This is a genomic window from Blastococcus sp. TF02A-26 (assembly GCF_003319125.1).
In the GTDB taxonomy this organism is placed as follows: Bacteria; Actinomycetota; Actinomycetes; order Mycobacteriales; family Geodermatophilaceae; genus Trujillonella.
In genome coordinates, this window is sequence record NZ_QOHG01000002.1 from 65,073 (window position 1) to 89,374 (window position 24,302).

A 24,302-nucleotide genomic window follows, 5' to 3' on the forward strand; every position below is an offset into this window, starting at 1 on the left:
TCGGTGGACCCTCTCCGGCCCGTCCGGATCCCTCGACGTGGAGGTGGATGCACCCGACGGGGCACCCCTCGCGACGGTCGCCACCGGACTCGCCGGGATCGTGGGCGGAGAGCCGCCCGAGCTCTGGCACGGCTCGACCCACCTGTCCGGGGACACCGAGCTGGGCTCGGTGCTCCTCACCCACGGCGCCGTCCTGGGTGCGGGCCGCCCCGGTCCCCGGTCGGCGTCCGACCGGCCGGGGAGTGCGCTCTCGCTGGAGGTCGTCGGAGGCCCCGATGCCGGTCTCTCGATCCCGTTGTCCGGAGGGCGGCACGTCGTCGGCCGGGGCAGCACCGCCGACGTGGCGGTGGACGATGCCGACGTCTCGCGGCGCCACGTCGCCGTCGAGGTCTCCGGTGGTCGGGTGTGGATCCGCGACATGGGGTCGGCCAACGGCAGCCGGCTCGACGACGTGCCCCTGGGGCCCGAGCAGGTCGAGTGGTGCTCGGGCTCGGTGCTGTCCATCGGCTCCTCGACGCTCACGGTCCGGGGGCCGGGAGGCGCCCGGCTGGGGACCGCCCCCGCTCCGGGCGGCCGGGTCCTGGTCCGTCCGATCCCCGCCACGGCGTCCCGTCCCGGGGAGACGGAGGTCCGCTTCCCCGCGCCTCCCGCGGAGGTCGCACGCCGACGGCTGGGCTGGATCGCGATCGCTCTCCCCGCGGTCGGCGGGGCAGCCGCGGCCTGGCTGCTCGACGCGCCCACCTTCCTGTTCTTCGCCCTCCTCAGCCCGCTCGTGGCACTGGGGACCTGGCTCGGCGACCGGTGGACCGCCCGGAAGACCTCCCGACGCGGCGCGGCAGCACACGCCGCCGAGACCGCAGCGGCACGCACGGAACTCGAGGAGGCCGTCCGCGCGGACCGGCGGGCGGCCGAGCACGCCGCGCCGGACCTGCCCCGGCTGCTGGCCGCCGCCCGTCGCCGCGCCGCCCCTCTCTGGGAGCGGCGGCGCACGGCCCCGCACGCGTTCACGGTCCGGTTGGGACGCGGGGGCGGGGTCGTCGGAGTCGTGCGGGTGGAGGCCGACGGCACCAGGACGTCGCAGCACTGCAGCGACCTGCCGGTCGTGCTCGACCTGCCTGCCACCGGCGGCCTCGCGGTCGAGGCTCCTCGGACCGCGGCACTGGGGGTGCTGACCGCCGTGCTCGCCCAGGTCTGCACCCTCCTCGCCCCCGGCGACGTCGGGGTCGCCGTGCTGACCACGCGCGAGCGGCTGCCCGACTGGCGGTGGCTGCGCTGGTTCCCGCACCTGGACCCGGCCGACGTCCGGGTCGCTGCTGCTCCGGACGCCGACCGGGCCGGCGACGCCACCTGGCTCGCGGAGGTGATCGCCCGACGTGGGGCCGCACCCGGAACCGGTGAGACCGACGCCCCCTCGCTCCTGGTGGTGCTGGACCGCCCACCGGACCGCCGGCTCGCGGCGGCTCTGCGCCCCGGCCGCGGGAGTGGCGTGGTCGTCCTCGCGACCCCCGGCTCGGCCGGTGAGCTGCCGACCGCTGTCCTCCGCCTGTCCGGCGAGACCGGGCAGGCCGCGCACCTGCACCGGCCCGGCGTCCCTCCGCAGGACCTGGTCCCGGACCGCCTGCCGCTGTCCCGAGCGGTACGGCTGGCCCGCGACCTCGCGCCCCTCGCTACCCCGGAGACGGGATCGAGCCGGCTGCCCGACTCGGTCCGGCTCGTCGACGTGCTCCCCGGGACACCGCCCGGGTCCTCCGGGTGGTCCCGTCGCAGGGACGCGCTCACCGCCGTCCTGGGCCGCTGCGCCGAGGGCCCGGTGGCGGTGGACCTCTGCCGGGACGGTCCGCACGCGCTGGTGGCCGGCACCACCGGAGCGGGCAAGTCGGAGCTTCTACAGACGCTGATCGCCGGCCTGGCCGTGGCCCACCCACCCGACCGGTGCTCGTTCCTCCTCGTCGACTACAAGGGCGGAGCCGCGTTCGCCGAGGCCGCCACCCTCCCCCACACCGTCGGCGTGGTGACCGACCTGGACGCCCGGACCACGGCGAGAGCCCTGCACTCGCTGACCGCGGAGCTCTCGCGCAGAGAAGCGCTCCTGGCGGCCGCCGGGGTCCCCGATGTCACGGGACTGCCCGACGACGCCGACCTGGCGCGCCTGGTGATCGTCGTCGACGAGTTCGCCGGGCTGGCCGAGGAGCTTCCGGACTTCGTCCCGGGGCTGGTGGCCATCGCCCAGCGTGGGCGCTCGCTCGGCGTCCACCTGGTGCTGGCCACCCAGCGCCCCGCCGGGGTGGTGTCCCCGGAGATCCGCGCGAACTGCAGCCTCCGCATCTGTCTTCGGACGACCGACGAGGCCGACTCCCGGGACGTGCTCGGCACCGGCGTGGCCGCGCACCTGCCGGACCGGCGACCGGGCCGCGCGTTCCTCCGCGTCGGCGCGGCCGCTCCGGTGCCCTTCCAGGTCGCGCGCGTGGCCGGTCGCCCCGACCTCGGGCTCGATCACCCCCGCGTGCGCCGCTGGGAGTGGCCGACCAGCGCAGCTCCGGCACGGGCCGAGCGCGAGGAGGGCCCCACCGACCTGGCCCGGATCGTGGCCGACCTGGTGCGGCGCGCGGACCGGCAGGGCGCCGTCCGGCCGCACCGCCCGTGGACCCCGCCGCTCCCCGACCGCCTGGCGGCGGTCGACCTGCCGGCCCCCGGCGCCCCCGGGGCGAGGTCCCGGCTCCGGGTGGGCCTGGTCGACCGTCCCGACCTCCAGCGCCAGGACGTCCTGACGGTGGACCTGTCCCGCGGAGGTGGCTGGCTCGCCGTCGGTGGCCCGGCCAGCGGCCGCACCACGTTCCTGCGGACGGTGCTCGGCGAGGCGGTCGACAGCCACTCGCCGGCCGACCTGCACGTGCACGTGCTCGACCACGGCGGCGGCGCCCTGGCGGGGTCGGTGGCGGGACTGCCGCACGCCGGGACCACCGTGGGCGCCGACGACCCGCTGCGCACCGCGCGGCTGGTCGACCGCCTGGCGGCGGAGGTGGCGCAGCGGCGCGCGACCAGCAGGTCGACACCGCACCTGCTGCTCCTGATCGACGGAGCGGAGTCGCTGTCGGCGCAGCTGGACGAGGCCGACCCCACCCGCGGCTCGTCGGCGCTGCTCCGCCTCGTCCGGGACGGCGCGGCGGCCGGACTGACGTGCGTGCTGACCGCCGACCGGGCCGTTCCCGGCGGACGGCTGACCGCGGCCGTCGGTGTCCGGCTGGTGCTGCCCCTGCCGGACCGCACGGACTACAGCGTGGCCGGCGTCCCGGCCCGAGCCGTCCCGGGTCATCGTCCGCCCGGCCGGGCGCTGGTCGGCGAGGCGGCCCACGAGTGCCAGATCGCGCTGCCCCGACCGCTGCCCGCTCCGGCTCCGGGCACGCCGTCGGCAGCACTGCGCATCCCGGAGCTGGCACCGGATCCGCAGCTCCCCCTGCCGGACGGGGACCGGCCGCACCCCTGTCCGGCCACCGTGCCCCTCGGTCCGGGTGGCGACGAGGGCCGGGTGCTCAGCGTGGACCTCGTGCGGTCGGGCGGGCTGCTGGTCGTCGGTCCCCCCGGCAGCGGGCGGTCCGCCGTGCTGGCCGCCCTCACCGCACACCTCGGAGCGGCGGGCGTCGTGGTGGCGCGCGTGCTGGCTCCGGGAACCCCGCGCTCGGCGGGCCCACACGACGATGCCCCGGGCACGCGGGTGGACGCCGCGGACACGGTCGGCTGGGCCGACTGGGTGGACCGGCTGGACGGGCAGCCCGGTGTGGTGGTCGTCGACGACCACCCGCTCCTGGCCGCGACCCCCGTGGTCACCGCCCTCTGCACCGAGCCGCCGGCGACCGTCGTCCCGTTGCTCGCCGGCACGGCCGCCGAGCTGGCCGGCGTGTTCCGGGGACCGGTCGCGGCGCTCCGCCGCCGCCGCAGCGGCCTGCTCCTGTGCCCGGGTCCGGGGGACGCGGACGTGCTCGGCGTCCGCCTCCCGCGCACGCCCCTGCCGGTGCGACCGGGCTCGGGGTGGCTGGTCGAGGCGGGGTCGGCGCAGCGGGTGCAGGTGGCGCTGCGCCGTGTTCCGGCAGCAGCGTGGGGAGCGGCGGCGTGACCGGCCGGGCGCCGCAGGTGGGACCGGGATCAGAGCAGGTCGAGCAGCGGACCGACCTCCTGCGTCGCGTACCAGGCCAGCTCGTGCCCCTCGGCCTGGTCGACGACGAACTGCGCGTCGTCGCTGCCGAGATCGGCCTCGAGGACGACGTTGACGGCAGCGCGGACGTCGTCCTCGGCGTCGGCTCCGTCGACGTGGACACTCGCGACGTCCCGCAGCCCGATGTCCGCGGTCACCCGCACCGCTCCCGCCTCGATGTGCGGCTCGTCGAGCGAGGTCACGCTCGCGTCGGGAACGTCCGCGGCGACGACCGCCCGCCGGCGCTGGGCCAGCGGGTCGTTGTCGAGCAGGCGCAGGCTGGCACGGGCCGCGGCCAGGAGAGCGGCGTACTCGAGCTCCTCCGTGTCGGCTCCGGCGTCGCTCACCGCGTAGTGCTGGCGCAGCACCTCCGTGACGGCGAACGCGGTGTGCGGGCCCGGCAGTCGGCCCTCGTCCACGAGCGTCCGCAGGACCGTCGTCGTCGCCGGCAGGTACACGCGCACCCGGGTCGCTCCCTCCATCGGTGGAGCGCCGACGGTATCCCGGCCGGCCGGACGCCCTCCGCGGGCGGCGGTCCGGCCGCCTCAGGCGGAGGCCTCGACCAGCTCGGCCATCTCCTGCTCGATGAGGTCGGCGAGCAGATCGACGTCACCGACGGTGTCCCGGTCGGCGTTCAGGCAGACGTACACCCGGCCGTCGTAACTGGTCATGCCGATGGACAGCCCCTGACCGCGGACCAGGGGTACGACAGGGAAGACCTCGAGCATCCGCGCGCCGGCCGCGTAGAGCGGCACCTGCGGACCGGGCACGTTGGTGATGACCAGGTTGAACATGCGGCGCGACAGTCCGCGGGCGGCGCGGGCACCGAGCGCGTGCAGCGTCGGCGGGGCGAAGCCGGTCAGCGCGATCAGCGTGTCGGCGCCCACCGAGCGGCCCGACCGCGCGACCCCACGCATCGCGTAGCTCAGCCTGGCCAGCCGGACCCGCGGGTTGGCCTCCCCGACGGGCAGGTCCACCAGGTAGCTGGCGACCCGGTTTCCGGGAGCCTCCTGCTCGTCGCCCTGCACCGAGACCGGCACGAGGGCCCGCACCGACGTCGACGCGACCACCGCCGCCCCGCGGGACAGCAGCCAGTCGCGCAGCGCACCGGTCACCACGGTGAGCAGGACGTCGTTCACCGTGCCGCCGTGGGCCCGCCGCACCGCCTTGAGGTCGTCGAGGTCCGCCCGCGCGACCGCGACCCGGCGCTGCCGGCCACGGGCGGCGTTCAGCGGACTGTGCGGTGCGGAGAACACCGCCGACCGCGCGGCCCGGACGAACCCGGAGGCCGCGCCACCGAGGCGCGCCATCGTGGCCCGCACATCGGTGACCGCACCGCCGAGACTCTCCACGGCCGCCGAGGGCCGTTGGACGTACTCGGCCATGGCGGCACGCAGCAGCTCGGCGCCGCTGGGCAGCCGGCGCGGGTGCCACGGCTCGATCTCCGGCGCCGTGGCATCCGGCGAGGGGTCGAGCAGCACCTGCGCGATGTCCACCGCGCCCAACCCGTCGACCAGGGCCGGGTGCGTCTTGGTGATGACCGCGACCCGCCCGTCGGCCAGTCCCTCGACGAGGTAGAGCTCCCACAGCGGCCGCCGTCGGTCCAGCGGTCGAGAGGTCAGCCGGGAGACCAGGTCCAGCAGCTGGCTCTCGGTGCCCGGCCGGGGCAGCGCCGACTGCCGGACGTGGTAGCTCACGTCGAAGTCGGGGTCGTCGGCCCACACCGGGTCGGCGAGACGACCGGGGACCTCCAGCACGCGCTGCCGGTACCGGGGCACGAGCGGGAGCCGGGCCTCGACCAGCGCGGCGATCGCGTCCAGTCCCCCGGCCGGTGGCTCGAGCAGCAGGACCCCGGCGACGTGCATCGGGGCGTCGGACTCCTCCAGGTAGAGGAACGACGCGTCGATCGTCGTCAGCCGCTCCAGCATCAGCTCCCCCTCGGTCCGGCGCCCACGCTACGCACCGGCGGCACCGGCCCTGCACGCATCCTGCTGCCCACAGGGCGGGCTCACCCGGCGGTCCGGCCGAGCGACCACCGGGTCCGGCGGGACGCACCGGCGGGGACGCCGGCCAACTGCGCGGCCAGCGCCCGGAGCCCCTCCCGCAACGGCGACGTCGGGGCGACCTCGGCGAGCGTGCGGCCCGAGGCCAGCGCGGCGTCGGCTGCCCGACGGTCGGCCGGCAGGAAGCAGTCGACCTCGCGCCCGGCGAAGCGTTGCAGGGCCTCTCCGATCTCGCGCTGCGGATCGCCGGGAACCGGGCCCCGGCGCACCTGGTTGACCACGACGAGCGGCTCGACCCCGGGGAGGACGTCCCGCAGGTCGCCCAGCGCCCGGATGCACCGCTGCAACGCCACCGGATCGGCGCCGCCGACGCACAGCACCACGTCCGCGGCCTCGAGGACCGCCAGGGTGGCGCCGTTCCGCCGGGGCGCGGCCGTGTCGAACGACAGCTCCTCGTCCTCCTCGAGACTGAAGCCGCAGTCCACGACGGTCAGCGCGGCAAGCCGGCGCGCCTCCTCGAGCACCTGCACCACCGCCGAGGGCCGCAGCTCGGGCCAGCGGTCGGCGCGTGCGAGACCGGTCAGCACGCCCAGACCCGGCCTGATCTCCCAGGCCAGTTGCCGCAGGGCCGTCTCGTCCAGGGTCCCCGCCGCCGCACGCCGCGCGGCTGCCGCCAGTCCGGGTGACTCGTCGAGCAGCCCGAGCACCTGGGCCACCACGCCGCCGTACACGTCGGCGTCGACGAGCAGGGCCTCGACTCCCAGGCGAGCCGCCTCGTCGGCCAATCCGACCGCCACGGTGGTCCGCCCCGGCGCCCCGGTCGGGCCCCAGACGGCGACCACGGTGCCGGCGCCGTCGGTGCGCTCCCCGACCGACTCGACCGGCGGCGACCCGGGCAGGGCCGCCCGCGGGTCCGCCACGTCGTGCCCGCTCGGCGGGCCACCCGCCACCGCCTCCCGCAGCGCCCGGGCGATCTCCTCCGGGCCGGCGTCGGCCGGGAGCACCCGCCGCACGCCCCACGCCTGCATGCGTCCGGCGGCCCGCTCGTCCCCGGGTTCCACCAGGCCGACGACCGCCACCCCCGCGGCGGCCAGCCGGGCCACCGCGTCGCCGTCCAGCCGGCGCAGGTCGGCCGACAGGAGCGCCGCCTGCCCGGTCCCCGTCGCGGCAGCGGCGAGCAGGTCGCCCACGTCGACGCACCGCCGGACGACGGTCACGCCGTGGTCGGCGCGGTCGAGCGCCCCCACGAGAGCCGACTCCCAGGCGGCGCCGGTGACCGCGGTGAAGACCTGGAGCGCCATCAGCCGGTCGGCCCCGCGGGCGTCGTGGACGGGACGGCGGAGGGCCTCGGCCCGCTCGAGGGCACCGTCCCCGACGGCGGCGCCGCGGAGTCCACCGAGTCGTGGACGACCACGACCAGCGGCCGGCCGCCGATCGCGGCCAGGACGTCGTCGGCGTCTCCGGCGGCCACCGACACGACCACCTGCACCGTCGTCGCCGCGCTCGACAGCACGCCGTCGCTCCGCCCCGACACCGCCTGCACCGGAGCACCCACGACGACCGGCGTGACCGCACCGTCGGCCGTCCCGGTCGCGCCTGCTGCGGCGTCGGCGACCGCGTACACGTCGACGACCTGCCCGCGGGCCAGCCCGGGCGGCACGAAGCCGGCCTGCACCGGCAGGGCCAGCTGAACCAGCTCCGGGACGTCCTCGAGCACCGACACCGGCAGCAGCTCGCCGTCGCCGACGGCCCGCGACAGGGTGCGCCCCTCCGGCCGGGTGCTGGTGGACAGGTACCGCCCCGCGGCGTCCTCGAGCCGGACGTCGACGGCGACCAGATCACCGTCGGAGAGCACGGTCCCGGCGGCCAGGTCGGCCGAGGCCGCCCACACCGGCACGGTGGTGTCCGCGGCGCCCACCACCCGGGCACCGAGCAGCACCGCCACCAGGACGAGCAGCACGCCGAGGACCAGCCGCAGGTCCAGCCATCGCGGCGGCCGGACCCGGCGGGGCACCGGGCCGCGCATCCGCACGGTCGGCGGCGGACCCGCCGGACCCGGCGCAGCCGGTGGAGGAGCCGTCCGGACGTCGGTCACCGGCGTCGCCTCCGTCCACGGTCGGCGGGGCGTCCCGCCGCTGCTCAGCCGCCGGGATCCGACGGTCGGACGCAGATGATGCGCGACGAACACGTGCTCGTGCACGGGTTGTCCACACGTTCGGGTGTGGACGGTGCGGCCGCAGCCACCGGGAGGCTGACAGACTGACGCCGACCCCCGGATGAGAGACCGCCGATGCCCACACCGCGCTTCCTGACGCTCGCCGACGTGGCGGAGATCCTGAACGTCTCCTGGCGGCAGGTGTACGCGCTCGTCCGGCGCAAGGAACTCATCGCCATCCAGATCGGCGGGCGCGGTCAGTGGCGGGTCGAGGTCGACGAGCTGGAGCGGTTCATCCAGCAGCGCTACGCCGAGGCCCGTGCCGGGAACGTGCCCGAGCTGGAGCCGGAGACCGGGGACTCGGCGGCGGGCGTCGAGGGCGCCTAGTCCCACCCGGGGGCGAGTCGTCGCACCGCGGCGACCGCGTCGAGCGCGATCGCGCGGACCCCCTGCACCGCCGCTCCCCGCCGCGGCTCACCGGCCGGGTGCTCGGCGAGCTCCAGGTAGTCCGCACCCACGCGGTCCACCGTGCCGGTGCACGCCCCGCCGTCGTCGAGCAGTACCTGGACCGCTGCACGGTCGCGGGCCAGACCACGCAACGCCCACCGCAGGTCCAGCCGCCGGGCGACCTCCCGCTCGTCGGGGACCGCGGTCGTGCGGTCGAGCCCCGCCACCGTGCGCACGGCCGGCAGCGCGACGAGCACCTCGCGCCCGCCGGCCTCGGTCATCAGCAGCCAGCCGGGGCCGCACTCGAGCAGGACCCCGCGCAGGTCCCCGGCACCCCGGCAGCGCACCGTGAGCTGGCGCCCGGTCGCGCCGCCGATGCGGTCCGCCAGCCGGACCGCGCCGGACTCCAGCCGCGCCCGCGAGGCGTCCTCCGCCCGCTCGGCCGCGACCTCGCCGGCGTCCAGCTCCGCCTGCAGGTCGGCGAACAACCGCTGCCACCGCACGGGGCGGAGCGTACCTCTGTACACATGCCTTGCGTTTGGTGACGTTTGCTTGCTCTAGTACTCGAACCGATACGAGGAGGGGCGATGTCGCTACGACGTCTGGCCGGCACGACCGCCGCGATGGCGGTCGTCGCGGCGCTGCTGGCGGCGCTGAGCGCGGATCTGCCGGGTCCGGGCGTCCTCGCCGACCCGCAGGCGTTCGTCGACACCGCCGGTCCCGATCGCCTCGTCGCCGGGCTCGCCGCGCAGCTGGCCTGGCTCGCCTGGGGGTGGGGCGCCCTGGGCCTCGTCCTCACCGCACTCTCCGCGATCCCGGGGATCGTCGGCGGCCTCGCCCGTGGAGTCGGCCGCCTCGTCCTCCCCGCCGGCGTGCGCCGCGCGGCGGCCGTCGCCCTCGGGGTGGGGCTCGTCGTCGTCACGCCGACCCTGACCGCCTGCTCCCCCGCGGCCCAGCCGGCGGCCGCGGTCCAGTCGCTGCCCCAGAGCCTCCCCGTGCCCGACTGGCCGGCCGGCCCCGCACCCGCACCCGCCGAGGCCCCGCCCGCGGCACCCTCTCCCGCACCGGTGCCCGCCTGGCCGGCCGGCGAGCACGTCGTCCTCCCCGGCGACTGCCTGTGGGACATCGCCGCGGCCGACCTCCGCGCACGCACCGGCGCCGAGCCGCACGCCACCGAGGTCGCGCGGGCGGTCGAGGCGTGGTGGGCCGCCAACGCCGACGTCATCGGGCCCGATCCCGACCTGTTGCTTCCCGGCCAGGTGCTGCGCGCACCGGTCACCCCCGCCCCGCCTCCCGAGAGCGAGAACCCCGCATGACCGCGCCACCGTCCGCCGCGCCCGCTCCCCCCGTCGCGCCGCTCCGGACGTTCCGCCTGACCGTCGTCCCGACACCACAGCCCCCGCTCTGCGAGGAGCCGCCCACCCCGCTGGTGCGGCACGGGATGGCACCGCCCCGGCCGCGGTACCGCCCCGGACCGCGCCCCCGCGAGGCACACCGGCGGGCGCCGGACTTCGGGCCGACCTGGTCGGCGCGCGGTGACCTCCCCGATCCGGCCCTGACCGGGCGGCGGCTGCTCACGCTGGCGCTGGAGGGCCTGGCGGGGCTCCGCCCGCTCTCGCAGGTGCAGCGCCTGACCGCACCGAACCTCTACGCGGCGCTCACCGCTCGGCGCCGGCCCGCGTGGTGCGCGGGCGGGACGGCGCCGGTGCTGCTCGGCCCCGTGCACGTCTGCGAGCCGGTCGACGGCGTCGCCGAGATCAGCGCCGTCGCCCGCCGCTCGGGCCGGGCGCACGCGGTGGCCGCCCGGCTCGAGGGGATCGACGGCCGGTGGCGCTGCACCGCCCTGCAGATCGGCTGAGCGGCCATCTGCGGCCCGACCCTCAGCCCGCTACCACCGCCTGCTGCGGGAACAGCCTGCGCAGGACGTCGGCCAGGGTGATCACGCCGCTCACCGACCCGGCGTCGGTGACGAGCGCCAGGTGGTTGCGGGTCTCCCGCATCGCCTTGAGCGCGGCGTGCACGGTGGTGCCGGCGTCGATGGTGAACACGGGCCGGGCGAACGAGGCCGCGGGCGCCTCGTCCGGCGCGGTCAGCGTGTCCCGGACGTGCACCACCCCGGTGATCCGCTCGCCGGCACCCGTGCCCAGCAGGATCCGCAGGTGACCGCTGCGCCGGGTGAGCGCGCGGACGTCGCCGACCGTCGCGCCGGCCGGGACCCCGGTGGGCACCGACTGCACACCGAGCAGTTCACGGACCGTCATGTGCTCCAGCTCCAGCGCGCCGGAGATCTGCGCGGAGAACCGCGCGTCCAGCGCGCCGACGTTGGCCGAGTGCTCGACCAGCGACCGGAGCGCGTCCGGGCTGTGGCCCACGGCCATCTCGTCCGTGGGTTCGACCCCGACCCTGCGGACGAGCCGGTTCGCCAGCTCGTTGAGCCCGCGCAGCAGCGGCCGGAACACCGCCATGAACCCGCGCATGGGCAGCGCCAGCAGGGTGGCCGACCGCTCGGGGTGGGCGATCGCCCACGACTTCGGGGCCATCTCGCCCACCACGAGGTGGATGAAGGTGATCACGACCAGCGCGAGGACGAACCCCAGCACGTCGGCGGCCACCAGCGGCAGCCCCCACGACTCGAACAGCGGGGTCAGCCAGTGGTGGACGGCGGGCTTGCTGATCGCACCCAGCGCCAGCGTCGCCGCCGTGATGCCCAGCTGCGCACCGGCCAGCAGCAGCGTCAGCTCCCCCGAGCTGCGCAGCGCCGCCCGCGCGGAGCGGCTGGTCGCCGCGGCGTCCTCCAGGCGGTGCCGCTTGGCGGCCAGCGCGGCGAACTCGACGGCCACGAAGAAGGCGCTCAGCGCCACGATGCCGATCGTCACCGGGACGACGACCCAGGGACTGTCGCTCATCGCGCGGCCTCCTCGACGGTCCCGGCCGCGCTCTCGACCTCGGGCAGCGTGAGCCGCACCCGCGCGGGCACGTGCCGCTCGACGGCGAGCACCTCCACGCGCAGGTGGCGGGGCGCGTCGTCGCCACCGGCCAGCAGACCGGGGTCGGGCGGCAGTTCCACCTCGATGGTCGTGCCCTCCTCGGGCAGGCCGCCGTGCGCGGCGATCACCAGGCCGGACACGGTCTCGTAGTCACCACGCGGCAGGTCCGTGCCGAGCGCCCGCTCGACCTCGTCGACGTGCACGTCGCCGGCCATCTCCCAGACTCCGTCGCCCTCCACCGGCACGTAGCCGGGACTGACCTCCTCGTCGTGCTCGTCGGTGATCTCCCCGACCAGCTCCTCGGCGAGGTCCTCCAGCGTGATGACGCCGGCGAACCCGCCGTACTCGTCGACCACGCAGGCCAGCTGGTTGCGGGAGTCGGCGAGCTGGCGCAGCACGTCGGGCAGCGCGGTCAGGTGCGAGACCACCAGCGCCGGGCGGGCGATGGCCGTGACCGGCGCGGTGTCCGGCTCGTCGGTCGACAGCAGGTCCGCCAGGTGCACCACGCCGACGACGTCCTGGGTGTCCTCGGCGAGCACCGGGTAGCGCGAGTGGCCCGCGGCCATGCGCTCGCGCACCTCCCCGAGGGTGTCGACGTCCTCCACGACGTCGACCCGGGCCCGCGGGATCATCGCGTGCTCCACGTCGCGGCGGGGGAAGTCGAGGATGCGGTCGAGCATCATCGACAGCTCGACCGGCAGGTCACCGCTCTCGCGGGAGTCCTCGACGATGTGCTCGAGGTCCCGGGCGGTCGCCGCGTGCTCGACGTCGTGCACCGGCTCGATCCGCAGGACCCGCAGCAGCAGGTTCGACGCCTGGTCGAACACCCAGATCAGCCAGCCGAACAGCTTCAGGTAGAGCACGGTCGAGCCGGCCAGCCGCACCGCGACCGGCTGCGGCCGGGCGATCGCGAGGTTCTTGGGGAACAGCTCGCCGAACAGCATCTGGACGACGGTGGAGAACAGCAGCGCGAGGACGGCGCCGATGCCCACGCCGACGGCGGTCGGGATGCCGACGCCGCCCAGCAGCGTGCCGAGGGACTCACCGATCAGCGGCTCGGCGACGTAGCCGACCAGCAGCCCGGTGACCGTGATCCCCAACTGGGCGCCGGAGAGCATGAACGAGGTCCGCCGGGTCACCTGGAGCGCGCGGCGCGCACCGGCGTCCCCCGCCTCGGCGCGCGCGGTCAGCGCCGAGCGGTCCACGGACATGAACGCGAACTCCTGGGCCACGAAGTAGCCCGTGAGCGCGGTGATCGCGCCCACCACGAGCACGCCCGCCAGCAGCGCGAGCACTGTCGTCACCGGCCGCGCACCGCCTCATCGGGCTCCGGGTACGCGGCCTGGGGTCTGTGACTGGTGCTCATGACTCTCTTCGACGGGGGTGCACGGTCGAGAGGTCGAACGGACGAGGTCGTCCGGCGGTTCCGGACAGTGACGCAGACGACCGCGCCCCCGCCGGCACACGGGCCGGCGGGGGCGAGGGGGTCCTTCGCTACCGGGCCGCGCCGTGGCAGAACTTGTACTTCTTGCCCGAGCCGCAGGGGCACGGCGCGTTGCGGGCCGGCTCCTTGGAGCCGCTCACCGTCGCCGTCTTGGCCGCCTTGGCCGCGCCGCCCTCCTTGGGCGAGGCGTCGAGGCTGGGCGCCGAGTACGTCAGGTTCTCCTGCCGGCGCGGCTCGTCCAGGCCCTTGACGGCCAGCTGCGGACCGGTACCCGACGTCGTCGGCTCCTCGACCGGGGCGGGCACCGGAGCGGTCCGCGCGACCGGCTTCGACGTCTTCTTGCCCGGACCGGCGCCGGCGCCCGAGCGGCGGGCGGCCGGAGCCGCCTTGGCCGGCGTGGTCGCGGTCGACTTGCCGGGAGCGCTGCTCCCCGGGGACCCCGCGGGCGCGGTGCCCGCGCCGTTGCCGTTCGCGGCGGCAGCGGCGGCCTGCTGGCGAGCCAGCACGCGGGCGGTGCCCTCCTGGGCGGCGGCGAGCGCCTTCGCCTCCGCTTCGGCCTGCTTGGCCTGGGCCTCGGCCTCCTGCTCCTCCTTGGTCTTCACCTCGAGGTTGAACAGGAAGCCGACGGACTCCTCCTTGATCCCGTCGAGCATCGCGTTGAACATGTCGAAGCCCTCGCGCTGGTACTCCACGACCGGGTCGCGGTTGGCCATCGCGCGCAGGTGGATGCCGGCCCGCAGGTAGTCCATCTCGTACAGGTGCTCGCGCCACTTGCGGTCCAGCACGCTGAGCAGCACCCGCCGCTCGAGCTCGCGCATGACCTCGGAGCCCAGCGCGGTCTCGCGCTCCTCGTACGCGCGGTGCACGTCGTCGAGCAGCTCCTGCTTGAGCGTCTCGGGCGACAGCGCTGCCTGCTCGCCGTCGGCGACCCGGTCCAGCAGCTCGTCGCGGTCCAGGCCGACCGGGTAGAGCGCCTTGAGGCCGGTCCACAGCTGCTCGAGGTCCCAGTCCTCGGCGTAGCCGGTCTCGGTGGCGCCGTCGACGTAGGCGCCGACGACGTCGTCGACCATCGCCTTGACCTGGACGTGCAGGTCCTCGCCGTCGAGCACCTTGCGCCGCTCGTCGTAGATGACGGTGCGCTGCCGGTTGAGCACCTCGTCGTACTTGAGGACGTTCTTCCGGATCTCGAAGTTCTGCTGCTCGACCTGGGTCTGCGCCGACAGGATCGCCCGGCTGACCATCTTCGACTCGATCGGCTGGTCGTCGGGGACGCGCAGCGTGTTCATCATCGACTCGAGCATCGGGCCGTTGAAGCGGCGCATCAGGTCGTCGCCGAGGGAGAGGTAGAACCGCGACTCCCCCGGGTCGCCCTGCCGGCCGGAGCGGCCGCGCAGCTGGTTGTCGATGCGCCGGCTCTCGTGCCGCTCGGTGCCGAGCACGTACAGACCACCGGCCTCGGTGACCTGCTCGTGCTCCTCCTCGACCTGCTTCTTCGCCGCGGCCAGCGCGTCGTCCCACGCGGCCTCGTACTCCTCCGGCGTCTCCGTCGGGGTGAGACCACGGGCGCGCAGGTCCTCGTCGGCGATGAAGTCGGGGCTGCCGCCGAGCTGGATGTCGGTGCCGCGGCCGGCCATGTTGGTGGCCACGGTGACCGCGCCCAGCCGGCCGGCCTGCGCGACGATGTGCGCCTCCCGGGCGTGGTTCTTGGCGTTGAGGACCTCGTGCGGGATCTGCCGGCGCAGCAGGTACTTCGAGAGCAGCTCGGACTTCTCCACGCTCGCGGTGCCGACGAGCACCGGCTGGCCGGCCTCGTGCCGCTCGGCGATGTCCTCGACGACGGCCTCGAGCTTGGCCTTCTCCGTCTTGTAGATGACGTCGGAGCGGTCGATGCGGACCATCGGCCGGTTCGTCGGGATCGGGACGACGCCCAGCTTGTAGGTCTGGGAGAGCTCGGCCGCCTCGGTCTGGGCGGTGCCGGTCATCCCCGACAGCTTCTCGTAGAGCCGGAAGTAGTTCTGCAGCGTGATCGTGGCGAGCGTCTGGTTCTCGTCCTTGATCTGCACCTTCTCCTTGGCCTCGATGGCCTGGTGCATGCCCTCGTTGTAGCGGCGGCCCGACAGCACGCGGCCGGTGAACTCGTCGACGATCAGGACCTCGCCGTTGCTGACGATGTACTGCTGGTCGCGGTGGTAGAGCTCCTTGGCCTTCAGCGCGTTGTTCAGGTAGCTGATCAGCGGGGAGTTGACCGCCTCGTACAGGTTGTCGATGCCGAGCTGGTCCTCGACGAACTCGACACCCTCCTCGGTGACGGCGACCGTCCGCTTGGCCTCCTCCACCTCGTAGTGGGTGTCCCGCTTCATCAGCGGCACGATCCGCGCGAACTCCTGGTACCACTTGCCGGCCGACTCGGCGGGGCCGCTGATGATCAGCGGGGTGCGGGCCTCGTCGATGAGGATCGAGTCGACCTCGTCGACGATCGCGTAGTGGTGGCCGCGCTGGACCAGGTCGGCCTTGCTCCAGGCCATGTTGTCGCGCAGGTAGTCGAAGCCGAACTCGTTGTTCGTCCCGTAGGTGATGTCGCAGGCGTACTGCTCGCGGCGGTGCGCCGGCCGCTCACCGGACAGGATCGTGCCCACCGACAGGCCGAGGAAGCGGTGCACCCGGCCCATCCACTCGGCGTCGCGCTTGGCCAGGTAGTCGTTCACGGTGATGACGTGCACGCCCTCGCCGGTGAGCGCGTTGAGGTAGGCCGGGAGGACGCCGGTCAGCGTCTTGCCCTCACCGGTGCGCATCTCGGCGATGTTGCCCAGGTGCAGCGCGGCGCCGCCCATGATCTGCACGCGGAAGTGCCGCTGGCCCAGGGTGCGGGTGGCCGCCTCCCGGACGACCGCGAAGGCCTCCGGGAGCAGCTCGTCGAGGGTCTCCCCGTCGGCGTACCGCTCCTTGAACTCGTCGGTCTTCGCCCGCAGCTCGGCATCGGTCAGGTCGACGTAGTCGTCGGCCAGCGACTCGACCGCATCGGCGATCTTGTGCAGCCGACGGACGATCTTTCCCTCACCGGCACGGAGGATCCTCGAGAACACCACGGACCCAGAGTAGGCGGCCCACCTCCGAGCACCACGACCTCCGCGCATACCCTCCGCCGGTGGCAGCAGACCCGCGCACCCTGGGCCCCGGCACGCTCACCTTCCTCACGGAGCGGCACCTGGCGACACTGACGACGCTCCGCGCGGACGGCACCCCGCACGTCGTCCCGGTCGGGGTCACCTTCGACCCGGACACGGCCACGGCCCGCGTGATCACCTCCGGGACGTCGGCCAAGGCCCGGCACGTCCGCGACGGGCAGGCCCGGGTGGCGGTCTGCCAGGTCGACGGCCGCCGCTGGCTCACCCTGGAGGGGACGGCGGTCGTGAAGGACGACACCGCCTCCGTCGCCGACGCGGTGGAGCGGTACGCGCGCCGCTACAAGCAGCCGCGGGAGAACCCGGCGCGGGTCGTCATCGAGATCGCGGTCGACCGGGTGCTGGGCAACGCCTGACGTCGGAGTCGCTCGGCGACGGGTCCTGTCACCGAGCGACTCCGACCGGGGTCAGACGGGCGCCGCCACGGGCTCGGCGGAGGCGGGGACGCGGGCGGCGTCGCCGTCCAGCGGCGTCTCGACCAGGCGGATCAGGCCGTAGTCGTAGGCGTGCCGGCGGTAGACGACCGTCGGCCGCCCGGTGTCGGCGCACTGGAAGAGGAAGAAGTCGTGACCGACCAGCTCCATCTCGTGGAGGGCCTGGTCGACGGTCATCGGCGTCGCCGGGTGGTGCTTCTCCCGGACGACCTGCCCGGGGAGGTGCTCGTCGAGGTCGGTGACGAGGGGTTCCCCGTCGAAGCCGGACTCGAGCACGTCGGCCGCCGGTCCGGCGGCGAGGGGGGCGAGCGGCTCGGCGGTGGTGCCGGCGATCCGCACGCTCTCGGGGGTGCGCCGGCCGTGGTGCACCCGGCGGCGGTCGGCCGCCCGGCGGAGCCGGTTCTCGAGCTTGCTGCAGGCCAGGTCGAGCGCCGCGTAGAAGTCCGGCCCCGCGGCCTCAGCCCGGACGACGGGGCCCTTGCCCCGCAGCGTGATCTCGACGCGCTGACAGCTCGCGGACTGTCGTGGGTTCTTCTCGTGGAACAGCTCGACGTCCATCCGGAGCATCTTCAGCTTGCCGTCGAAGCGGTCGAGCGAACCGACCTTGTCCTCGACGTGCTGGCGGTAGTGCTCCGGCACCTCGACGTTCCGGCCGCGGACAACGATCTCCATGAGACCTCCCGGTAGTACGGGTCTGTGTCCGGTTGAACGCTAGTCGTCCGGCAGGTGTCCCGACAGTCGAGCGGGCGGACGGCCACGGCCCGGATCAGCCCGCCGACGGTGTCCGCCCAGGTGGCCCCGCGGGACCCGTCCGGGCGGCCCGGCGCGGCGTCGCGGCCACCACCGCGGCGAGCACCGGCGTGTCGTCCCGGCGTGTCAAAGCCAGGCCGGTGGCGGCCTCGGTGAGCGTGGCGCCGCTGGTCACGACGTCGTCGACCAGGACGACGAGGGTGCCGGGCGGCACGGGCGCGGCGGCCCGGACGGCGAACGTGCCGGCCAGGTTCGCCCGTCGCTGGGCGACCGACAGGCCGGCCGAGTCCGCGACCCGGCCGGTGCGCCGGAGCAGCCGGGCCGACGCCGCGGGGACGCCGGCCGCCCGGAGCTCGGCGACGGCGACGCGGGCCAGCTCGGCGACGTGGTCGCGGCCCCGGGCACGGAGCGCCGACCGCGTCGGGGGCAGCGGCACGAGCAGCACCGGCGTGCCCGTACGCGCGGAGGGGACGCCGGCCCGCACCGCCACCACGGCCAGGGCCAACGCCGTGCCCAGCGGCCGGGCGAGCTCGGCGCGGCCGTGCTCCTTGAACGCGTTGACCGCCGGACGGACCGGCCCGGCGTAGACGGCGGCGGCGACCGTCGGCGGGAAGCCGGCCGGGAACCGCCGGGGCTGCGCCAGGTGCGGGACGGCGAACTCCCCCGCGCAGCGCCGGCACAGCATCGGCCCCGGGACGCCGCAGCCGGCGCAGATCCGGGGCAGCACGAGGTCGGCCAGCGCCGCCGCGGTGGAGCGCACCAGCTCCCCGACGGCACGCACCCGCCCACCCTCCCCCGCCGTGCTGCATGGCCCGGGCCGCCGGCCGAGGCTGTGGACGGGGCGCTAGGCCGGGAAGAAGGGCTCGGTCCCCGTGCGCGGCTGCTGCCCGCGGACCAGGGTCACCCACGTGCCGCCGGACAGCTGCCACATCGACCCGCCGGCACTGACGAGCGGCTGCTGGCTCGGGGCGGCGGCGATCGAGCTCGGCTGGCTGGGCAGCCCGGCGGTGGGGACGGCGGTCAGGCCCCAGCCGTCCACGCTCATCGAGTAGGGGGCGACGCCCTCCTGCGGCCCGCCGGTGGCGAGGACCAGCAGCCGGTCCGAGGCGCTCCAGGCGACGTCGACCACGCCGGCCAGCGAGGGCGCGACCGGCCGCAGGTCCCGCAGGGTCACCGGCGCGCCCTCGGCCCGGACGACCGTGCCGACGAACAGCTGGTTGGGGCCGACGATCACCGCCGCGCGCACCCCGTCCGGGGAGAGCTGCAGCACCGAGGCGCCGCCCAGGTCGTCGAGTGCCGGTGCGCTGACCGGCTGCGGCTGCCCGTCGGCCGGCACCCGCACGACCGCGGTGCCGTCCCGGACGGTCCAGAACTCGTTCCGGGTGGCCGCGACGGTGGGCACGGTGAACGTGCCGCCGGGCAGCACCTCGGCGAGGTCCCCGCCGTAGGGGCCGACCAGCAGACTGGCCCGGAAGTCCCTGGTGGTGACGCCGACCATCGCCGACAGCTCGCCGGTGCGCGGATCGGCCGAGACGGCGGCGGACTGCAGGCCGTAGGTCCCCTGCCCCGCCGGGCCCGGCGCCGGTTCGCCGTCGACCAGGCGCAGCGCGCCGCCGTCCAGGTAGTGCCCGACGGCGCCGACGGGTGCGGCCTCCGGGTCGAACCGCGACCAGTCCTCGACGGTCTGCACGTCGGGCACGCCCTCGAGGGAGAGCCGCTCCCCGTCGGCGAGCAGCTCGACCGACGGCGTGCCGGGCAGCTGGGAGAGGGTCCACACCAGCTGCGCCGAGAGCAGGGAGAGCTCCGGCGGCGCGAGCTGGTCGATCCCGGAGAGGTCGACGGTGACCGACAGGCCGGACACGGTGACCCGGCCGACCAGCCGCGCCTCGCCGAGGAAGTTCTGCACGCCGGGAGCCAGCGCCGAGGAGGGGCCGGCCAGCAGCCGGTCGACCAGCGCCGTCGGCTGCGCCTCGCCGCGGATCACGTAGCGCGGATCGGGCACCACCCGCTGGAGCGTGGGGTCGACGAAGTAGACGGCCCGCTGGTCGTAGAGCCGCTCGAAGTCCGGCTCCTGCATGAGCAGCCCGTCGGGCGGGTTGTCCACCCGCCACTCGCCGGAGACCGGCTCCAGGCGGAACTCGTAGTTGTAGCTGCCGGCGCCGGTGGTGAGCACCCCGCCGGGGGTGACGGTGCCGAGCAGGTCCGCCGTCACCCGCACGGTCGCGGTGCCCTCGGGTCCTGGCCGCTCGGTCACCGTGGCGTAGCCGGCGGCGATCACCGTGATGCCGCTGTCGTCGGACCAGGAGTCGGCCACCCGGGGGGTCAGGTGGTCGCGGGCCACCGGGTGCTGGCGGGCCGTGCTCGCGGCGGCGTCGATGAACCCGCGGACGATCTCCTCGGGGCTGGCGCCCTCGTCCGGCCCCAGGGGCTCGAGGCCCTCGACGTCGGACGAGCGGTCCGGCTCCTGGGTGATCTGCACGGTGGCGGAGCTGCTGGGCACGGTCGAGCAGCCGGTCAGCGCCAGCAGGACGACGACGACGGCGAGCCACGCCGGGCGCCTCACGAGGGCCCCCCGGGCCGGCGGACGATGGCCGGCCGCAGCGGCAGCGGCGAGCTGGTCAGCTCCGCGCCCGAGGTCACCGGCAGCGTCAGCCGGAACTGCGCCCCCAGCCCCGGGGCGCCCCACACCTGCAGCCAGCCGCCGTGCAGCCGCGCGTCCTCCAGGCTGATGGACAGGCCGAGGCCGCTCCCGCCGACCGTGCGGACACGGGAGGGGTCCGCACGCCAGAACCGGTCGAAGACGTGCTGGGCGTCGGCCGGGCTGAGCCCCACGCCGAAGTCGCGGACGGTGACGGCGACGGCGGCCCGGTTCGCCGCCCAGGTGATCTCGACCGGCCGGCCGGCCCCGTGCTCGATCGCGTTGCCGACGAGGTTGCGGAGGATGCGCTGCACCCGCCGCGGGTCGACGTCGGCGATGACCGGCTGCTGGGGCCCGGTGACCCGCAGCTCGCTGTCGTGCCGCGCCGCCAGCGCCGAGAAGTCGCCGACCACGCGGTGGACGAGAGCGCCGACGTCGGTGGGCTCCCAGTCGAGCACCGCGGCGCCGGCGTCGTACCGGCTGATCTCCAGCAGGTCGGTGAGCAGGCTCTCGAACCGGTCGAGCTCCTCGTGCAGCAGCTCCGCGGAGCGGGCGACGTGGGGCGCGAAGTCCTCCCGGGACTCGTGCAGCACCTCCGCGGCCATCTGCACGGTCGTCAGCGGGGTGCGCAGCTCGTGGCTGACGTCGGAGGTGAACCGCTGCTGGAGCTGGGAGAGCGCCTCGAGCTGGGTGATCTGCCGCTGGAGGCTGTCGGCCATCGCGTTGAAGCTCGTCGCCAGCCGGGCCAGGTCGTCCTCGCCGCGCACCGCCATGCGTTCCTCGAGCTCGCCCTCGGCCAGCCGCTGAGCGGTCCCGGCCGCACGGCGTACCGGGTCCACCACCAGCCGGGTCACCAGCACCCCGATGCCGACGACGAAGAGCGTCAGCGCGACCCCGCTGATGACGACGGTGCTGCGGATCAGCGACAGGCTCTCCTCCTCCTGGTCGAGGGGGAAGGCGTAATAGAGCTCGATCCGCTCGGTCCCGGTGGGGTCCTCGGTCACCGGCGCGCCGATCAGCAGCGCGGGGCGCGGATCCCCGTCGGCGTCGGGGACGAGGCCGTACTGGGAGAACTGGCCGCCGGAGTGCACGCCGGCCCGCAGCTCGACCGGCAGGCCCAGGACGACCCCGAGGCGACCGGCGGAGATCTCCCGGTCACCGGCGCGGTAGACGACGACCACCTCGAAGTCGCCCGCGGAGCCCGCGCGGGTCTGCAGCTGCTGGACGGTGCGGTCGAGGGTGGCCCGCACGCTGGCGGCGTCGCCGGTGGCGATGCCGGTCACCTGGTCGCGGGCGTAGGTCACGCCGGCCTGCGCCTGGTCGATGGCCGCCTGGCGCTTCACCGAGAGGATCTGGTCGCGGATCTGGCTGAAGAGGACGAGGCTGACGATGATCACGACCGTGCCGGCCACCGCCATCGTGATGGCGCCGATCCGCACGTGCAGCGAGGAGCGCCACGCGTGCACCACGGTGGCGGCCAGCCGGCGCAGCACCCGACGCGCGCGGGCCGCCCGCACCTGGAGCCGCCGGCGCAGCTGCGCACCGCGCCCCCGCTGCGGCGCAGCGGGCGGCACCGGCGGCGAGGGCGGAGGCGGTGCGGGGGCGGCCGGGGTGGTCACCTCGGCCGGGAGGGGCCGTGCAGTCACCGATCAGCCGTCACGGCGGACCGGCCTTGTAGCCCACCCCGCGCACCGTCAGCACGATCTCGGGCCGCTCCGGGTCGCGCTCGATCTTGGCCCGCAGCCGCTGCACGTGGACGTTGACCAGCCGGGTGTCGGCGGCGTGCCGGTAGCCCCAGACCTGCTCGAGCAGCAGCTCGCGGGTGAACACCTGGCGCGGCTTGCGGGCCAGCGCCACGAGGAGGTCGAACTCCAGCGGGGTGAGGGCGATCGGCGCGCCGTCCCGGGTGACCTGGTGGGCGGGGACGTCGATGGCGATGTCGCCGATCGTCAGGTTCTCGGCCTGACCGGTCTCCCCCCGGCGCAGCTGGGCCCGGACGCGGGCCACGAGCTCGACGGGCTTGAACGGCTTGGTGACGTAGTCGTCGGCGCCGGCCTCCAGCCCCTGGACGACGTCGATGGTGTCGCCCTTGGCGGTCAGCATGACGATGGGCACGCTGGACTGCGTGCGGATGTCCTGGCAGATCTGCAGGCCGTTGCGGCCGGGCAGCATCAGGTCGAGCAGCACGATGTCGGGACGGGTCTGCTGGAAGACCCCCACCGCCCGGTTGCCGTCGGACACGAAGGCCGGTTCGTAGCCCTCGCGCCGGAGCACGATGCCCAGCATCTCGGCGAGGGCGGCGTCGTCGTCGACGACGAGGACGCGGCCGCGACTGGGCCCGGTCGAGGGTGCGGTGGATGCCACGGGCCCATTCTGCGCTGATCGGACCCGATAACGGCGACACCCGCCCGGTTCTTCGACCGGGCGGGTGTCCCAACGGCACCGCAGGTACCCCGTGGAGGGCCCGCGGTCGGCCCCCTCCCAGGGTCCCGCGCCGCGCGGAGCGTGGCGTGGGGAGAGAGGGGGTCCTTCGTCAGTAGCGGTAGTGGTCGCTCTTGTAGGGACCCTCGACCGGCACGCCGATGTAGTCGGCCTGGACCTTGGTCAGCTCGGTGAGCTTCACGCCCAGGGCGTCGAGGTGCAGGCGCGCCACGTGCTCGTCGAGCTTCTTCGGCAGCACGGTGACCGTGGGCTCCTGGCCCTCGTAGGCCGCGCGGTTGCTCCACAGCTCGATCTGGGCGAGCACCTGGTTGGAGAACGAGGCGCTCATGACGAAGCTGGGGTGCCCGGTGGCGTTGCCGAGGTTCAGCAGCCGGCCCTCGGAGAGCACGATGATCGTGTGACCGTCGGCGAAGCGCCACTCGTCGACCTGCGGCTTGATGGTCGTGCGCTCGACGCCGGGGGTGCGGGCGAGACCGGCCATGTCGATCTCGTTGTCGAAGTGCCCGATGTTGCCGATGATCGCCTGGTGCTTGGTCGAGGCGAGCTGCTCGGCCGTGATGATGTCCTTGTTGCCGGTGGCCGTGATGATGATGTCGGCCTTGCCGATGACCTCGTCGAGCGTGGTCACCTCGTAGCCGTGCATCGCGGCCTGGAGGGCGTTGATCGGGTCGATCTCGGTGACGATGACCCGGGCACCCTGGCCGCGCAGTGACTCCGCGCAGCCCTTGCCGACGTCGCCGTAGCCGCAGACGACGGCGACCTTGCCGCCGATCATGACGTCCGTGGCGCGGTTGATGCCGTCGATCAGCGAGTGCCGGCAGCCGTAGAGGTTGTCGAACTTGCTCTTGGTGACCGAGTCGTTGACGTTGATCGCCGGGAAGAGCAGGCGGCCGTCGCGGGCGAGCTCGTAGAGCCGCATGACGCCGGTCGTCGTCTCCTCGGTGACGCCCGCGATGCCCTGGCCGATGCGGGTCCAGTAGCCGCCGTCCTCGGCGAGCGTGCCGCGCAGCGTCTCGAGGATGACGCCGTACTCCTCGGAATCGGCCTCGGTGGTGTCCGGGACGACGCCGTCGGCCTCGAAGCGGGTGCCCAGGTGGATCAGCAGGGTGGCGTCGCCGCCGTCGTCGAGCAGCATGTTCGGGCCGACGATCTCGCCGGAGGAGTCGCGGAACTCGAACAGGCGCTGGGTGCACCACCAGTACTCGGGGAGCGTCTCGCCCTTCCAGGCGAAGACGGGGACGCCGGTGGGCGCCTCGGGGGTGCCGTCGCCGACGACGATCGCGGCGGCCGCGTGGTCCTGGGTGGAGAAGATGTTGCAGCTGACCCAGCGGACCTCGGCGCCGAGGGCGGTCAGCGTCTCGATGAGGACGGCGGTCTGCACGGTCATGTGCAGCGAGCCGGCGATGCGCGCGCCGGCCAGGGGCTGGGCGTCGCCGTACTCGGCGCGCAGCGCCATGAGGCCGGGCATCTCGTGCTCGGCGAGCTGGATCTCCTTGCGGCCGAACGGCGCGAGGGAGAGGTCGGCGACCTTGTGGTCGGCCTCGCCGGAGGGCGTGGTCAGGGTGCTGGGAACCGTGCTGGCGGTCATGTCGCTCCAGGGTGTCGCCCGGCGCTCGGGCCGGGGCGGGCCT

Annotated in this window: 19 protein-coding genes; 5 read left to right on the forward strand and 14 right to left on the reverse strand. The window is 75.1% G+C overall.

Annotated elements, in window-relative coordinates:
• The first annotated feature begins 37 nt into the window (after positions 1 to 37).
• A complete protein-coding gene (locus DQ240_RS24360; RefSeq protein WP_147261923.1) occupies positions 38 to 4,111 on the forward strand; it encodes an FtsK/SpoIIIE domain-containing protein in 4,074 nt (1,357 codons plus the stop codon).
• Positions 4,112 to 4,140: 29 nt separating this feature from the next.
• Here the strand turns inward: DQ240_RS24360 and DQ240_RS02420 are convergent, their stop codons facing one another.
• From DQ240_RS02420 to DQ240_RS02435, 4 genes are all read right to left on the reverse strand, one after another.
• The gene (locus DQ240_RS02420; RefSeq protein ID WP_233498435.1) at positions 4,141 to 4,671 is read right to left on the reverse strand and encodes a hypothetical protein; all 531 of its coding nucleotides are present in this window, start codon (positions 4,669 to 4,671) and stop codon (positions 4,141 to 4,143) included.
• A gap of 63 nt (positions 4,672 to 4,734) precedes the next feature.
• Positions 4,735 to 6,117, reverse strand: a complete 1,383-nt coding sequence (locus DQ240_RS02425) for a wax ester/triacylglycerol synthase family O-acyltransferase (RefSeq protein WP_113838069.1) — start codon at positions 6,115 to 6,117, stop codon at positions 4,735 to 4,737.
• Positions 6,118 to 6,197: 80 nt separating this feature from the next.
• On the reverse strand, positions 6,198 to 7,493 hold the full coding sequence (locus DQ240_RS02430) for a chromosome partitioning protein (protein ID WP_113838070.1): 1,296 nt from the start codon (positions 7,491 to 7,493) through the stop codon (positions 6,198 to 6,200).
• Positions 7,493 to 8,287, reverse strand: a complete 795-nt coding sequence (locus DQ240_RS02435) for an SAF domain-containing protein (protein WP_233498436.1) — start codon at positions 8,285 to 8,287, stop codon at positions 7,493 to 7,495. The genes DQ240_RS02430 and DQ240_RS02435 overlap by 1 nt, the downstream gene beginning before the upstream one ends.
• 195 nt (positions 8,288 to 8,482) lie before the next feature.
• Here DQ240_RS02435 and DQ240_RS02440 point away from each other — a divergent pair, with 195 nt between their 5' ends.
• On the forward strand, positions 8,483 to 8,734 hold the full coding sequence (locus DQ240_RS02440; protein ID WP_113838071.1) for a helix-turn-helix domain-containing protein: 252 nt from the start codon (positions 8,483 to 8,485) through the stop codon (positions 8,732 to 8,734).
• Here DQ240_RS02440 and DQ240_RS02445 read toward each other — a convergent pair.
• Positions 8,731 to 9,297: a hypothetical protein gene (locus DQ240_RS02445; RefSeq protein WP_113838072.1), complete on the reverse strand. Its 567-nt coding sequence runs from the start codon at positions 9,295 to 9,297 to the stop codon at positions 8,731 to 8,733. The two genes, DQ240_RS02440 and DQ240_RS02445, sit on opposite strands and share 4 nt — an antisense overlap.
• A gap of 84 nt (positions 9,298 to 9,381) precedes the next feature.
• On the opposite strand from DQ240_RS02445, the gene DQ240_RS02450 reads away from it, so the two are divergent.
• Both DQ240_RS02450 and DQ240_RS02455 read left to right on the forward strand, forming a co-directional pair.
• Positions 9,382 to 10,110: a LysM domain-containing protein gene (locus tag DQ240_RS02450; protein WP_113838073.1), complete on the forward strand. Its 729-nt coding sequence runs from the start codon at positions 9,382 to 9,384 to the stop codon at positions 10,108 to 10,110.
• Entirely contained in the window at positions 10,107 to 10,652 is a 546-nt protein-coding gene (locus DQ240_RS02455) for an Rv3235 family protein (protein WP_113838074.1), read from the forward strand. The genes DQ240_RS02450 and DQ240_RS02455 overlap by 4 nt, the downstream gene beginning before the upstream one ends.
• Positions 10,653 to 10,674: 22 nt before the next feature.
• Here the strand turns inward: DQ240_RS02455 and DQ240_RS02460 are convergent, their stop codons facing one another.
• From DQ240_RS02460 to secA, 3 genes are all read right to left on the reverse strand, one after another.
• Positions 10,675 to 11,700 (reverse strand): hemolysin family protein, encoded by a 1,026-nt coding sequence (locus DQ240_RS02460; RefSeq protein WP_113838075.1) that lies wholly within the window; start codon positions 11,698 to 11,700, stop codon positions 10,675 to 10,677.
• A complete protein-coding gene (locus tag DQ240_RS02465; protein WP_113838076.1) occupies positions 11,697 to 13,085 on the reverse strand; it encodes a hemolysin family protein in 1,389 nt (462 codons plus the stop codon). The genes DQ240_RS02460 and DQ240_RS02465 overlap by 4 nt, the downstream gene beginning before the upstream one ends.
• 190 nt (positions 13,086 to 13,275) lie before the next feature.
• Positions 13,276 to 16,311 (reverse strand): preprotein translocase subunit SecA, encoded by a 3,036-nt coding sequence (gene secA, locus DQ240_RS02470; RefSeq protein WP_113838077.1) that lies wholly within the window; start codon positions 16,309 to 16,311, stop codon positions 13,276 to 13,278.
• 59 nt (positions 16,312 to 16,370) lie between these two features.
• On the opposite strand from secA, the gene DQ240_RS02475 reads away from it, so the two are divergent.
• Complete coding sequence (locus DQ240_RS02475) at positions 16,371 to 16,763, forward strand: pyridoxamine 5'-phosphate oxidase family protein (protein ID WP_113838078.1); 393 nt, start codon at positions 16,371 to 16,373, stop codon at positions 16,761 to 16,763.
• Positions 16,764 to 16,814: 51 nt separating this feature from the next.
• On the opposite strand, the gene hpf is transcribed toward DQ240_RS02475, so the two are convergent.
• The 6 genes from hpf to ahcY all read right to left on the reverse strand — a co-directional run bounded on the left by hpf (position 16,815) and on the right by ahcY (position 24,259).
• A complete protein-coding gene (gene hpf / locus DQ240_RS02480) occupies positions 16,815 to 17,513 on the reverse strand; it encodes a ribosome hibernation-promoting factor, HPF/YfiA family (protein WP_113838079.1) in 699 nt (232 codons plus the stop codon).
• Between the two features lie 94 nt (positions 17,514 to 17,607).
• A complete protein-coding gene (locus DQ240_RS02485) occupies positions 17,608 to 18,372 on the reverse strand; it encodes a ComF family protein (protein ID WP_233498437.1) in 765 nt (254 codons plus the stop codon).
• 63 nt (positions 18,373 to 18,435) lie between these two features.
• A complete protein-coding gene (locus DQ240_RS02490) occupies positions 18,436 to 20,154 on the reverse strand; it encodes an LpqB family beta-propeller domain-containing protein (RefSeq protein ID WP_113838080.1) in 1,719 nt (572 codons plus the stop codon).
• A complete protein-coding gene (gene mtrB / locus DQ240_RS02495) occupies positions 20,151 to 21,875 on the reverse strand; it encodes an MtrAB system histidine kinase MtrB (protein ID WP_304548242.1) in 1,725 nt (574 codons plus the stop codon). The genes DQ240_RS02490 and mtrB overlap by 4 nt, the downstream gene beginning before the upstream one ends.
• 10 nt (positions 21,876 to 21,885) lie before the next feature.
• Positions 21,886 to 22,593, reverse strand: a complete 708-nt coding sequence (gene mtrA / locus DQ240_RS02500) for an MtrAB system response regulator MtrA (RefSeq protein WP_113838082.1) — start codon at positions 22,591 to 22,593, stop codon at positions 21,886 to 21,888.
• A gap of 169 nt (positions 22,594 to 22,762) precedes the next feature.
• On the reverse strand, positions 22,763 to 24,259 hold the full coding sequence (gene ahcY, locus DQ240_RS02505; RefSeq protein ID WP_113838083.1) for an adenosylhomocysteinase: 1,497 nt from the start codon (positions 24,257 to 24,259) through the stop codon (positions 22,763 to 22,765).
• Positions 24,260 to 24,302: the final 43 nt, after the last annotated feature.

Coding starts and splice junctions, on each gene's coding strand:
- DQ240_RS02420 (WP_233498435.1), bottom strand. CDS start 4,671: ATGGAGGGAGCGACCCGGGTGCGCGTGTACCTGCCGGCGACGACGACG.
- DQ240_RS02425 (WP_113838069.1), bottom strand. CDS start 6,117: ATGCTGGAGCGGCTGACGACGATCGACGCGTCGTTCCTCTACCTGGAG.
- DQ240_RS02430 (WP_113838070.1), bottom strand. CDS start 7,493: ATGGCGCTCCAGGTCTTCACCGCGGTCACCGGCGCCGCCTGGGAGTCG.
- DQ240_RS02440 (WP_113838071.1), top strand. CDS start 8,483: ATGCCCACACCGCGCTTCCTGACGCTCGCCGACGTGGCGGAGATCCTG.
- DQ240_RS02450 (WP_113838073.1), top strand. CDS start 9,382: ATGTCGCTACGACGTCTGGCCGGCACGACCGCCGCGATGGCGGTCGTC.
- DQ240_RS02455 (WP_113838074.1), top strand. CDS start 10,107: ATGACCGCGCCACCGTCCGCCGCGCCCGCTCCCCCCGTCGCGCCGCTC.
- DQ240_RS02460 (WP_113838075.1), bottom strand. CDS start 11,700: ATGAGCGACAGTCCCTGGGTCGTCGTCCCGGTGACGATCGGCATCGTG.
- hpf (WP_113838079.1), bottom strand. CDS start 17,513: ATGGAGATCGTTGTCCGCGGCCGGAACGTCGAGGTGCCGGAGCACTAC.
- ahcY (WP_113838083.1), bottom strand. CDS start 24,259: ATGACCGCCAGCACGGTTCCCAGCACCCTGACCACGCCCTCCGGCGAG.